General features: G+C 68.7%; 14 protein-coding genes. 4 read left to right on the top strand and 10 right to left on the bottom strand.

Going from position 1 to position 11,156, the window contains the following annotated elements; all coding sequences use genetic code 11:
* Positions 1-44: 44 nt before the first annotated feature.
* A complete protein-coding gene (locus Y900_RS01230; protein ID WP_036338063.1) occupies positions 45-851 on the top strand; it encodes a BtpA/SgcQ family protein in 807 nt (268 codons plus the stop codon).
* Here the strand turns inward: Y900_RS01230 and Y900_RS01235 are convergent.
* The 5 genes from Y900_RS01235 to Y900_RS01255 are packed head-to-tail and all read right to left on the bottom strand — an operon-like array spanning position 848 to position 4,733.
* Positions 848-1,987: an acyl-CoA dehydrogenase family protein gene (locus Y900_RS01235; RefSeq protein WP_036338064.1), complete on the bottom strand. Its 1,140-nt coding sequence runs from the start codon at positions 1,985-1,987 to the stop codon at positions 848-850. The genes Y900_RS01230 and Y900_RS01235 overlap by 4 nt on opposite strands.
* 33 nt (positions 1,988-2,020) lie before the next feature.
* Positions 2,021-2,557: a TetR/AcrR family transcriptional regulator gene (locus tag Y900_RS01240; RefSeq protein WP_036338066.1), complete on the bottom strand. Its 537-nt coding sequence runs from the start codon at positions 2,555-2,557 to the stop codon at positions 2,021-2,023.
* Between the two features lie 10 nt (positions 2,558-2,567).
* A complete protein-coding gene (gene nusB, locus Y900_RS01245; RefSeq protein WP_036338068.1) occupies positions 2,568-3,059 on the bottom strand; it encodes a transcription antitermination factor NusB in 492 nt (163 codons plus the stop codon).
* A gap of 1 nt (position 3,060) precedes the next feature.
* The gene (efp, locus tag Y900_RS01250; protein ID WP_036338071.1) at positions 3,061-3,624 is read right to left on the bottom strand and encodes an elongation factor P; all 564 of its coding nucleotides are present in this window, start codon (positions 3,622-3,624) and stop codon (positions 3,061-3,063) included.
* 14 nt (positions 3,625-3,638) lie between these two features.
* A complete protein-coding gene (locus tag Y900_RS01255) occupies positions 3,639-4,733 on the bottom strand; it encodes a M24 family metallopeptidase (RefSeq protein ID WP_036338074.1) in 1,095 nt (364 codons plus the stop codon).
* 33 nt (positions 4,734-4,766) lie between these two features.
* Here Y900_RS01255 and Y900_RS01260 point away from each other — a divergent pair, with 33 nt between their 5' ends.
* Entirely contained in the window at positions 4,767-5,384 is a 618-nt protein-coding gene (locus Y900_RS01260; RefSeq protein ID WP_036338077.1) for a B-4DMT family transporter, read from the top strand.
* A gap of 13 nt (positions 5,385-5,397) precedes the next feature.
* Here the strand turns inward: Y900_RS01260 and Y900_RS01265 are convergent, their stop codons facing one another.
* Genes Y900_RS01265 through aroC form a run of 5 tightly spaced genes read right to left on the bottom strand, consistent with a single transcriptional unit; the run spans position 5,398 to position 9,706 of the window.
* A complete protein-coding gene (locus tag Y900_RS01265) occupies positions 5,398-6,276 on the bottom strand; it encodes an MBL fold metallo-hydrolase (RefSeq protein WP_036338078.1) in 879 nt (292 codons plus the stop codon).
* A complete protein-coding gene (gene aroQ, locus Y900_RS01270) occupies positions 6,273-6,722 on the bottom strand; it encodes a type II 3-dehydroquinate dehydratase (protein ID WP_036338081.1) in 450 nt (149 codons plus the stop codon). Before aroQ ends, Y900_RS01265 begins: the two co-directional genes overlap by 4 nt.
* Positions 6,719-7,804 (bottom strand): 3-dehydroquinate synthase, encoded by a 1,086-nt coding sequence (gene aroB / locus Y900_RS01275; protein ID WP_036338084.1) that lies wholly within the window; start codon positions 7,802-7,804, stop codon positions 6,719-6,721. The genes aroQ and aroB overlap by 4 nt, the downstream gene beginning before the upstream one ends.
* The gene (locus Y900_RS01280) at positions 7,801-8,466 is read right to left on the bottom strand and encodes a shikimate kinase (protein ID WP_036338087.1); all 666 of its coding nucleotides are present in this window, start codon (positions 8,464-8,466) and stop codon (positions 7,801-7,803) included. The genes aroB and Y900_RS01280 overlap by 4 nt, the downstream gene beginning before the upstream one ends.
* A 4-nt stretch (positions 8,467-8,470) precedes the next feature.
* A complete protein-coding gene (aroC, locus tag Y900_RS01285) occupies positions 8,471-9,706 on the bottom strand; it encodes a chorismate synthase (protein WP_192827465.1) in 1,236 nt (411 codons plus the stop codon).
* A gap of 95 nt (positions 9,707-9,801) precedes the next feature.
* On the opposite strand from aroC, the gene Y900_RS01290 reads away from it, so the two are divergent.
* Both Y900_RS01290 and Y900_RS01295 read left to right on the top strand, forming a co-directional pair.
* Positions 9,802-10,134 (top strand): hypothetical protein, encoded by a 333-nt coding sequence (locus Y900_RS01290; RefSeq protein WP_036338090.1) that lies wholly within the window; start codon positions 9,802-9,804, stop codon positions 10,132-10,134.
* 16 nt (positions 10,135-10,150) lie between these two features.
* Positions 10,151-11,152, top strand: a complete 1,002-nt coding sequence (locus Y900_RS01295; RefSeq protein WP_036338092.1) for an AAA family ATPase — start codon at positions 10,151-10,153, stop codon at positions 11,150-11,152.
* The last annotated feature ends 4 nt before the right edge of the window (positions 11,153-11,156 follow it).

Raw genomic sequence — 11,156 nt, forward strand, 5'->3', positions numbered from 1 at the left:
AGCCGTGCGTTAGAAACAGACAGTCCCAACCGAAAGGGGTTCACATGGCCGACTGGGTGCGCGAGGTCTTCTCCGTACAGAAGCCCGTGATCGCGATGCTTCACCTCTCCGCGCTGCCCGGCGACCCCGGATTCGACACCCGCGCCGGGCTCACGGCCGTGGTGGACCGCGCCAAGGAGGAGCTCGACGCGCTTCAGCAGGGCGGCGTCGACGGAGTGATGATCTCGAACGAGTTCAGCCTTCCCTACCTCACAAAGACCGAACCGATCACCGCGATCACCATGGCCCGCATCATCGGTCAGTTGCTCGGCGACATCTCGATTCCCTACGGGGTCAACGTGTTGTGGGACGGTCGCGCATCGATCGACCTCGCCGTCGCCACCGGGGCACAGTACGTCCGGGAGATCTTCACCGGCGTCTACGCCAGCGATTTCGGGTTGTGGGACACCAACATCGGCGAGGTCGCCCGTCACCGCACCCGTATCGGCGGCGCCGGGGTCAAGCTGTTCTTCAACATCGTTCCCGAGTCCGCCACCTACCTCGCTCAGCGCGATCTCGCGTCGATCACCCGCACGACGGTGTTCGCCACACTGCCCGACGCCATTTGTGTGTCGGGCCTGACCGCCGGCGCCCCAACGGATCTCGAGGCACTGTCCGTCGTGAAGAAGTCCGCGGGGACCGTCCCGGTGTTCGTCAACACCGGAGTCAGGGCCGAGAACGTCGCCGACCAGCTGGCCCTCGCCGACGGCGCCATCGTCGGCACGTATTTCAAGAAGGACGGCGTCTTCGAGAACCCGGCTGAGCGCGAACGGGTGGCCGAGCTCATGGCCAATGCCAGGAGCGCCCGCTAGACCATCGCGATCGGCGAGACCGGCGCGCCGATCTCCAGCGCGCCGGCCAGCTCGCGACTCACGTCGTAGTCGAACACCACGTGGCCGGCGATGACGTCGATGTCCCGTTTCGCCCGCTGCAGCGGGTTGTGCAGGAAATGCACACTGGCGCCTGCGGATTCGAGTAGATCGGCGACGACGGCGCGGGACTCGTGCACGATGTGCGCGGCCGCCACCCGCGCCTGGGCGCGAACCGTGCGCGGAATCCGGATGTCGTCGGTGACCAAGCTTTCGATCAGGTCGACCGTGTCGTCCAGCAGGCCGTGCAGCGCGCGCAACCGCACCCGCGCATCGCCAAGGCGGATTTGCGCCGCCGGCTGTTGTTTCTGGGCCACACCGGAATAGGCCAGCACTCGCTCACCGAGGCGGGCGGCGAACCCGTCGGCGACCGCCTCGGCGGCACCGAAGGCCGGCATCGCCGCCAGTAGTGACAGCGCTGGCACCATCGGCCACCGGTAGGCGCTCGCATCGTGCAGCGCCGCACCCGGTGCGGTGCCGCCGTAGACATCGACCACGCCGACCAGGCGGTGCGCGGGCACGAACACGTCGTGCACCAGCACATCGTGCGAGCCGGTCCCCCGCATCCCATCGGTGTGCCATACGTCCTCGACCACAACACTGTCGAACGGCAGCAGGACCAGCGCAGGGTACCTGCCGTCGTCGGGTCCGCACAGCGCGCCGACCATCACCCAGTCGGCCGCCATGATCCCGGTGGCCCAGGACCACCGGCCGGACAGCCGCACTCCGCCGTCGGCAGGCAGCCCGCGACCGGTCGGCGCCAGCGGCGCCGGGCACAGCACCGGCCCGTCGGCGAACACCTCGTCCTGTGCCTGCTCGCCGAACAGCGCCAGCATCCAGTTGTGCAGGGTGTAGAACCCCAAGGTCCACGCGCTCGACGCACAGCCGCGCGCCATCTGCCGCACCGGTTCCAGGATCGCGGGAAAAGGCGCCTGCTCCCCGCCGTAGCGGGCCGGCACCAGCAGTCTCGCGAGTCCGCTCGCGCGGTAGTCGGCGATGGTGGCGTCGGGCAGGCGGCGCAACTCTTCGGCTTCTGCGGCGCGCTGCGCCAGGCATGCCACGAAGTGGTCGCTGATCATCGACCGGACGCTACCATACCTTTTAGTATGGTGTTAGTGCCGCAGCATGATGTCCAGGAAACGCTGTTGCAGCGCAGCGGCTTTCGGGCCGGGTGCGGACGCTGACAGGTGCAGAAATCCGACCCCGGCCGCGAATGTCGCATCGGCGCGCACGTCGGCCTCCTCGGTGCTGAACCCGTCGTCGAGGTAGGCCTGCCGCACCGCACGCCGCACCCGCCGATCGGAGGCGGACACCGCCGCCGCGACATCGGCATCGGTGCGCGCCCACTCCCGCATCGCCCGCTCCAGCATCCAATGTCGTTGCCCCAGAAGGACTGTCATCATCCGGCTGAGCCGCTCGCGCGGCGAAAGCCCGGCCGGCCCGATGAAGTCGGCACGGTCGGTGTCGTTCACCTCGGCCCAGGTGTCGGCCAGCGCGCGACGATACCCACCGAGGTCGGTGAAATGCCAGTAGAAGCTGCCCTTGGTGGCACCCACCCGCTCGCAGAGCCGGCCGACGGTCAGTGCTTTGACACCGTCGGTGGCGAGCAACGAGAACCCGGCCTGCACCCAGTCGGCGGCACTCAGCATGGCGGGGAGGTTACGCCTCCGGGATGGGGTCCCGGGCCGCGTCTGTGACTGCTTGCGAGGCCGCACGGATCTGCGGGGTCACCAGCATGACCTGGCCGAGCACCCCGTTGACGAAGCCAGGTGAGTCATCGGTGGACAGCTCCTTGGCCAGCTCGACCGCCTCGTCGACGGCCACCGGCTCCGGAACATCCTCCGCGTGCAGCAGCTCCCACACGGCCACCCGCAGGATCGCGCGGTCCACCGCGGGCAGCCGCTCCAGCGTCCAGCCCTGCAGATGGGAGGTGATCAGTTCGTCGATATGGGCCGTGTTCGCCGTGACGCCGTGCGCGACGGTCACCGTGTACGGGTTCAGCGCTGACACGTCCGCGTTGGACTCGGCCAGCGCACTGCGCCCCTCAGCAACCTCGGCCGGGGTCAGACCCCGGGCCTCGGCCTCGAACAGCAGGTCGACGGCACGCTTGCGCGCCTGATGCCGACCCTTGTCGGCCTTGCGGTCGGCCATATCAGGAGTTCACACGCCCCAGATAACTGCCGTCGCGGGAATCGACCTTCAGTTTGTCGCCGGTGTTGATGAACAGCGGAACCTGGATCTCGGCACCGGTCTCCAGCGTCGCCGGTTTGGTGCCCGCGCTGGACCGGTCGCCTTGCAGGCCGGGCTCGGTGCTGGCGACCTCGAGCTCGACGGTCACGGGCAGCTCCAGGTACAGCGGCGCGCCCTCGTTGAACGCGATCTGCACCGGCATGCCCTCGAGCAGGAAATCTGCCAGCCGGCCCACCAGCGCTTCGGGTAGCGGATGCTGCTCGAAGTCCTCGGAGTCCATGAACACGAAATCCGAGCCGTCGCGATACAGGTAGGTGGCGTCGCGCCGGTCGACGGTTGCGGTCTCCACCTTCACCCCGGCGTTGTAGGTCTTGTCGACCACCTTGCCGGACAGCACGTTCTTGAGCTTGGTCCGCACAAACGCCGGGCCCTTGCCCGGTTTGACGTGCTGGAACTCGGTGATCTGCCAGAGCTGGCCGTCGATGTTCAGCACAAGGCCATTCTTGAAATCGGCAGTGGATGCCACGGTAGGTCGTTCTCCTAGGTCAGGACGGCCAGTTCCTTGGGGAACCGGGTCAGTAGTTCGGGGCTTCGTTCGCCGACGACCAGGGTGTCCTCGATGCGGACGCCGCCACGGTCGGGCAGGTAGACACCGGGTTCCACGGTCACCACGGAGCCAGCAAGCAGTGTACCGGCGGCGGCGGAGTTGATTCCCGGCGCTTCGTGGATCTGCAGTCCGACACCGTGCCCGAGGCCGTGCCCGAAGAACTCGCCGTAACCGGCGTCGACGATCACCTGCCTGGCCGCGCCGTCCACGTCACGAAGATCCGCGCCCACTTCGAGAGCGTTCCGGCCGGACCGCTGGGAGGCCGCCACCAGCCCGTAGATCTCCAACTGCCACTCGGCTGCAGCGCCGAGCACGAATGTGCGGGTCATATCGGAGTGATAGCCGCCGACCAGCGCGCCGAAGTCGATCTTGACGAAGTCGCCGCTGGCCAGCACCGCGTCGGTGGGCCGGTGATGCGGGATCGCCGAATTGGCGCCGGTGGCCACGATGGTCTCGAACGACGGCCCGTCTGCGCCGTGCTCGAGCATCAGCGCTTCGAGCCGGCGGCCGACCTCGCGTTCGGTGCGGCCGGGCCGCAGCCCGTCGCTGCTCACCAGTACTGCCAGCGCGGCGTCGGCGGCTTCACAGGCCAGCCGCAGCAGGGCTATCTCACCGGCGTCCTTGATCTCGCGCAGCGCCTCGACGGTGCCCGAAGCCCGCACCAGCTCGGCGGCCCGCTGCTCGTCGACCTCGCGGGCCAGGGCGTCGTACCCGTCGACGGTCACGACGTGACTCTCGAACCCGATCCGGCGGGCTCCGTCGGCGACCGCGCGGCCCACGAGGTGACGTCCGCAGGCCCGCTCGATGACGGTTTCCAGGTCCGGCGCCTGCTGCGCGGCCTGCGTCCGGTAGCGCGAATCGGTTGCCAACACGTCGGGCGTGTCGCCCGCGAACACCAGCAGCGCCGCGTTCGACCCGCTGAAACCGGAGAGATAACGCACGTTGACCAGGTCACTGACCAGGATTGCGTCCAGTCCGTCGGCGGCCAGCTTGGCTGCCAACCGGTCCCGACGTTGGGAATGTGTCACGGTCGCTGACGGTACTCGCTACGCTGGTCCCTCATGACTACGTGGTTGTTGCGCGGCCTGGCGTTCGCTGCCGGCATGGTGATCGTCCGTCTCGTGCAAGGCACGCTGATCAACATCTACGAAACCAAGGCGGCACTGATCAGCGTCGTGCTGGTCGTGCTGTTCGGTATCGCGGCCTTCTTATGGGGTCTGATCGACGGCCGTTCCGACGCCAACGACAACCCTGACCCGGACCGCCGCCGCGATCTGGCGATGACCTGGTTGCTGGCCGGACTGGTCGCCGGCATCGTGAGCGGCCTGATCACCTGGATCGTCTCGCTGTTCTACAAGAACGTGTATGCCGAGGGCCTGATCAGCGAGGTGACCACCTTCGCGGCGTTCACCGCACTGGTGGTGTTCGTGCCTGCCGTCGCCGCCGCGGCGATCGGGCGCTTCCTGGTCGACCGCAAGCGCCCCGACGAACCCCGCCGCCGTTACGGCGAGGCGCACGACGTGTTCGACGCCGTCGAGACCGAGGACCGTACCGGGCCGCTCGCCGGACTCAACCACGAGTCCGCGGCCACCGAGGCGCACACCTCGCCGGTGGCGACCGCCGAGCGCGACGAGCCGACCGAGCAGATAGACATGACGGGCAAGTCCGACAAGTCCTAGTCAGAAGTCGTAGTCAGATGGCGTTCAGCGGCGCCCAGCCGCTGACGTCGAAGCCGTCGCCACTGCCGACCAGCACGGGTCCCCCGTGTCCGGGGTAATGCGCGGGGAAGACCGTCGCGTTCGCCTGGGCGGCCTCGGTGAACACCCGACGTCGGGTACCGCGCGCCGCGGCCGGGTCGACGTCGAAGGCGCACGCATCGTCGGGCCTGCGGATCTGGATCGGACAGTGCGTGAGGTCGCCGACGAACACGGCGGGACTGCCCGCGTCGAGCCACAGCACCGATGATCCGGGCGTGTGTCCGGCAGCCGGGCGCAGTCGCAGCGAGTCGCTGAGCTTCAGATCGTCCGACCACAGCTGGATCTGATCGGTCACCGGAAGGACGCTGTCGGCCAACACGGTTCGCATGCCATCATTCTCGCCGTCTCCCCCGGGACCGAAGAAGCGGTAGTCGGCTTCGGGCATCACGTAGCGGGCGTTGGGGAACGTCGGCACCCAGCGCCCGTCGACCAGCTGGGTGTTCCAGCCGACATGATCGGTGTGCAGGTGGGTGTTGACCACGATGTCGACGTCGGCCGGGTCGACGCCGGCCGCGGTGAACGCGGTGAGGAAGTCGGTCGAGAGATGGTCCAGGGGCGGCATGTGCGGCCGGTCGCGATCGTTGCCCACCCCGGTGTCGACCACGACGATCAGACCGTCGACCTCCACCACCCAGGACTGCATAGCGATGCGCCACTGTTGGGCGCCACGATCCCAGAAGTGCGGCTCCAGCAGGTCGGCGTTGTCGTCCCAGGCCTGCGCCGGGGTGTCGGCGAACAGCGATGTACGCATCTGCACCTGCGTTTCGACCACGCGCGTGACGCGGGCCCCGCCCAGCGCCAGCCGGTTGTTCACGACTCGTCGGGCGTGGTGTCCGGGGTGGCCAGGTAGCGCAGCGCCAGCAGGTAGCCCTGCACCCCCAGCCCGACGATCACACCGGTCGCGACCCCGCTCAGATACGAATGATGCCGAAACTCTTCTCGCGCATGAACGTTGGAGATGTGCACCTCGATCAGCGGAGCGTTCAGTTCGGCGCAGGCATCGCGCAGCGCGATCGAGGTGTGGGTCAGCGCACCGGCATTGAGGATCACCGGGTCACCGGCGTCGGCGGCCGCGTGTAGCCAGTCCAGCAGTTGGCCTTCGCTGTTGCTCTGCCGCACCACGGCGGTGAGCCCCAATTCGGTTGCCTGCGTCTCGATCAGGGTGACGAGGTCGTCATAGGTTGTGCTGCCGTAGATCTCGGGTTCGCGGCGCCCGAGCCGGTCGAGGTTCGGGCCGTTGAGCACCAGCACTGTGGTCACTTCGCCACCTCCGCGTAGGCCGCCGCCAGCAGCGCCGGGTCAGGACCTTCCAGCCGCCCCGGCTTGGCCAGCCCGTCGAGCACAACGAACCGCAGCACCCCCGAGCGGGTCTTCTTGTCGCCGGCCATGCTCTCGACAAGATCGGGCAGGGCGTCGGCGTCGTAGCTGACCGGCAGGCCCAGCGACGTCAACACCGCGCGGTGGCGCGCCGCGGTCTCGTCGTCGAGCCGTCCGGCCAGCCGGCCCAGCTCCGCGGCGAACACCAGGCCCACCGAGACGGCCGCGCCGTGGCGCCATTTGTAGCGCTCACGGCGTTCGATGGCGTGGCCCAATGTGTGCCCGTAGTTGAGGATTTCGCGCAGCGCCGACTCTTTTTCGTCGGCGGCTACCACCTCGGCCTTGACCGCGATCGCCCGCCGGATCAGTTCCGGCAGCACCTCATCTGCCGGGTCGACGGCGGCCTGCGGGTCGGCCTCGATGAGGTCGAGGATCTTCGGGTCGGCGATGAAGCCGGCCTTGACGATCTCTGCCATCCCGGCGACGAGTTCGTTGCGCGGCAGCGTCTCCAGCATCGCCAGGTCGACCAGGACACCGGCCGGCTGATGGAAGGCGCCGACCAGGTTCTTGCCGGCCTCGGTGTTGATCCCGGTCTTCCCGCCGACCGCGGCGTCGACCATGGCCAGAAGCGTGGTCGGGATGTGCACGATGTCCACGCCCCGCAGCCAGGTGGCCGCGGCGAAGCCGGCCACATCCGTGGCCGCACCGCCACCGAGGCTCACCAGCGCATCCTTGCGTCCGATTCCGATGCGGCCCAGCACTTCCCAGATGAACCCGACGACCGGCAGGTCTTTGCCCGCCTCGGCGTCGGGAATCTCGATGCGGTGAGCGTCGACACCCAGCTCTGCCAGGTGCGCGCGGATGGCCTCGGCGGTCTGGGTCAGCACCGGCTGGTGCAGGATCGCCACCTTGTGCCGGCCGCCGAGCAGCTCACCGAGCTCGCCGAGCAGGCCGGTGCCGACGATCACCGGGTAGGGCGGGTCGACGGCGACCTCGATGGTCACCGGCGACAGGGACTCAGTCATTTGCGAACTCCGGCGCGGCGAGCGGCCAGCGCCGCCGGGGTGGCGGGCGTGACCGGGGTGGACTCCACCGGGTCATCCGGTGGCGTTGGGGCGGAACCTTTTTCAGACGTCGACGACGACCGCCGCCACGGCGGCCTCCGCCGGCGCGGCGGCTGCGGATTCTCCAGTCGCGAAATGATATGGCGCACAACGGCACCGGGATTGCGGCGATTGGTGTTGATCCGGATCGTGGCGACCCGACGGTAGATCGGCACCCGCTCGTTCATCAGGGTTCGATACTTCTCGGCATGGTCGGGCCCGGCCAACAGCGGACGTACCGTACTGCCGCTGGTCCGTCGCACGCCTTCGGCGGCGCTGATCTCCAGGAACACCACCGTGTGCCCGGCCAGCGCATCGCGCACACCGGGTGTGGTGACCGCCCCGCCGCCCAGCGACAGGACGCCGTCGTGGGTGGCCAGGGCGTCGCGGATGACCTCTTCTTCGATGCGGCGGAATTCCGGCTCCCCGTCATTGGCGAAGATGTCGGCGACAGTGCGACCGGTTTTCTCCTCGATGGCGGCGTCGGTGTCCAGCATCGCCACACCCATCGCCTTGGCCAACCGCCGCCCGATGGTGGACTTCCCGGAGCCGGGCAGTCCGATCAGCACGGCCTTCGGCGCCATCGTGCTATCCCGACGCCCGCACAGGCGAATCGTGCGTTTCCGCGGGCATGCGCCCAGCGACAGCCTCAAGGTAGCCCTCGACGTTGCGTCGGGTCTCCTGCAGCGAGTCACCGCCGAACTTCTCCAGCACCGCACGCGCCAGCACCAGCGCGACCATGGTCTCGACGACCACGGCGGCAGCGGGCACCGCGCACACGTCGGAACGCTGGTGGATCGCAACGGCCTCGTCACCGGTGGCCATGTCGACGGTGGCCAGCGCGCGCGGAACCGTGGAGATCGGCTTCATCGCCGCGCGCACCCGCAGCGGCAGGCCATTGGTCATGCCGCCTTCCAGGCCGCCGGCCCGGTTCGTGGAGCGGACCACACCGTCGGGGCCGGGGTACATCTCGTCGTGGGCCTGGCTGCCGCGACGGCGCGCGGTCTCGAAGCCGTCGCCGATCTCGACACCCTTGATGGCCTGGATCCCCATCACCGCCGCCGCGAGCTGGCTGTCCAGCCGGTTCTCACCGCTGGTGAACGAGCCCAGCCCGATCGGCAGGCCGTGCACGACGACCTCGACGACGCCGCCCAGGGTGTCGCCGTCGCGTTTGGCGGCTTCGATCTGGGCGATCATGTCGGCTTCGGCATCCTTGTCGGAGGCGCGCACCGGGCTCTCGTCGATGCGGTCAAGGTCGCCGGCGGCCGGCGGCGGTCCGTCGTAGGGCGCCGACGCCCCGATCGAGATGACGTGGGAGAGCACCTCGACGCCGAGAGCCTGACGCAGGAAGGACCGGGCCAGGGTGCCCGCTGCGACGCGGGCGGCGGTTTCGCGGGCACTGGCCCGCTCGAGGACCGGGCGGGCGTCGTCGAAGCCGTACTTGAGCATGCCGGCAAAATCCGCGTGACCGGGCCGGGGACGGGTCAGCGGCGCATTGCGCGCTCCCCCTTCCAAGTCCAATTCCTCTTTGGCGACCGGGTCGGACGCCATCACGGTTTCCCACTTCGGCCACTCGGTGTTGCCGATCTCGATGGCGATCGGGCCACCCAGCGTCTCGCCGTGGCGCACCCCGGCCAGCACGGTGACCTGGTCCTGCTCGAATTTCATCCGGGCGCCGCGGCCGTAGCCCAGGCGCCGGCGGGCCAACTGCTCGGCGATGTCGGCCGAGGTCACGCCGACACCGGCGACCATGCCTTCGACCACGGCTACCAGCGCGCGGCCGTGAGATTCACCAGCGGTCGTCCATCGCAACACGCGTCCCATCTTCCCACGTCGGTCACGGCAGACCCAATCTGCTTACGCACCACCCGGGTGTTCGCCGCGCAACCAGCGGGTAACCCGCCATTCGGGAGGACATCATGCGCAACGCGGTCATGGTCGCCGCAGCAGGCTGCGTGATGTTCCTGGTCGCCTTGATCAGCGGCAGCGTCTGGGCGGCAGTGGGGGTGATCGTATTGGCGCTGGCCGGGTTGGCACTGGTCGCCGCGGACCTACGCCGGGAGCCGATCAGCGAGGAGCCTGCCGACGTCGCACCCGAACTGGTGCCGGAGAACTTCGCTCCCGACATCACCGACAGCGACGACGGCGACGTAACGGAGCCCGACCCAGAAGGGGATGAATACGGTGAATACGACTTCCCGTTCGGCGAGCCCCTCGTCGCTGCGGCGGATGACGACACCCGCATCGCCTAGTCGGTGAAAGGATTCGATGACCACCGCACGACTGCAGACCGATCCGCGTTCCCTCGACCAGGCCCGGCGCACCGTGGATGCGGTGTCGGCCGCCTTCTCCGCGACCGTGGTCGGGCAGGACAACCTGCGGGAATCGCTGCTCATCGGGCTTGCCGCCGGCGGCCACGTCCTGATCGAGAGCGTGCCCGGGCTGGCCAAGACCACCGCCGCCCGGGTGATTGCCGAATCCGTCCACGGCGGTTTCCACCGCATTCAGTGCACCCCGGACCTGCTGCCCAGCGACATCATCGGCACCCAGGTGTACGAGGCTGCGACCAACCGGTTCGTCACCCAGCTGGGGCCGGTGCACACCAACATCGTGCTGCTCGACGAGATCAACCGGTCCAGCGCCAAGACCCAGAGCGCGATGCTGGAGGCGATGGAGGAACGCCAGACCACGATTGCGGGCACCGTCTACCCCATCGACGAGCCGTTCCTGGTGGTCGCCACTCAGAACCCCGTCGACCAGGAGGGCACCTATCCCCTGTCGGAGGCCCAGACCGACCGGTTCATGCTCAAGGACGTCGTGGCCTACCCGTCGGTGGCCGAAGAGGTCGAGATGATCCACCGGATCGACGCCGGCCTGTTCGACAAGGACCGCCGCCGAGGCGCGGTCGTCGGCCTCGACGACATCCGCGCTCTGCAGCGGGTGGTGCGCGGAGTGCAGATGGATCCGGCGCTGATGCGCTACGCCAGTGAACTGGTCGCTGTCAGCCGCAACCCGCAGGTGTATCTGGAGCCCAAGCTGGCCCGGCTGGTCGAGTACGGCGCCAGTCCGCGCGCCACCATCGCGTTCTGCCGGGCCGCCCGCGCGCTGGCGGTGCTCTCCGGGCGCGGCCACGTCATCCCCGACGACATCGCCACACTCGCGCACCGCATCCTGCGGCATCGGCTGATCCTCGGCTTCGAGGCGGCCGCCACCGGCGTCACCTCGGATACGGTGATCGACGCGATCCTGCACGCGGTCCGAGTGCCCTGAAGGC

The organism is Mycolicibacterium aromaticivorans JS19b1 = JCM 16368, assembly GCF_000559085.1.
Classification (GTDB): domain Bacteria; phylum Actinomycetota; class Actinomycetes; order Mycobacteriales; family Mycobacteriaceae; genus Mycobacterium; species Mycobacterium aromaticivorans.

What these genes read in the sequence shown, in the direction of transcription:
- Y900_RS01235 (WP_036338064.1), bottom strand. Translation starts at nt 1,987, where the DNA reads ATGATCAGCGACCACTTCGTGGCATGCCTGGCGCAGCGCGCCGCAGAA.
- Y900_RS01240 (WP_036338066.1), bottom strand. Translation starts at nt 2,557, where the DNA reads ATGCTGAGTGCCGCCGACTGGGTGCAGGCCGGGTTCTCGTTGCTCGCC.
- nusB (WP_036338068.1), bottom strand. Translation starts at nt 3,059, where the DNA reads ATGGCCGACCGCAAGGCCGACAAGGGTCGGCATCAGGCGCGCAAGCGT.
- Y900_RS01295 (WP_036338092.1), top strand. Translation starts at nt 10,151, where the DNA reads ATGACCACCGCACGACTGCAGACCGATCCGCGTTCCCTCGACCAGGCC.
- Y900_RS01290 (WP_036338090.1), top strand. Translation starts at nt 9,802, where the DNA reads ATGCGCAACGCGGTCATGGTCGCCGCAGCAGGCTGCGTGATGTTCCTG.
- Y900_RS01230 (WP_036338063.1), top strand. Translation starts at nt 45, where the DNA reads ATGGCCGACTGGGTGCGCGAGGTCTTCTCCGTACAGAAGCCCGTGATC.
- aroC (WP_192827465.1), bottom strand. Translation starts at nt 9,706, where the DNA reads ATGGGACGCGTGTTGCGATGGACGACCGCTGGTGAATCTCACGGCCGC.
- aroB (WP_036338084.1), bottom strand. Translation starts at nt 7,804, where the DNA reads ATGACTGAGTCCCTGTCGCCGGTGACCATCGAGGTCGCCGTCGACCCG.
- Y900_RS01260 (WP_036338077.1), top strand. Translation starts at nt 4,767, where the DNA reads ATGACTACGTGGTTGTTGCGCGGCCTGGCGTTCGCTGCCGGCATGGTG.
- Y900_RS01280 (WP_036338087.1), bottom strand. Translation starts at nt 8,466, where the DNA reads ATGGCGCCGAAGGCCGTGCTGATCGGACTGCCCGGCTCCGGGAAGTCC.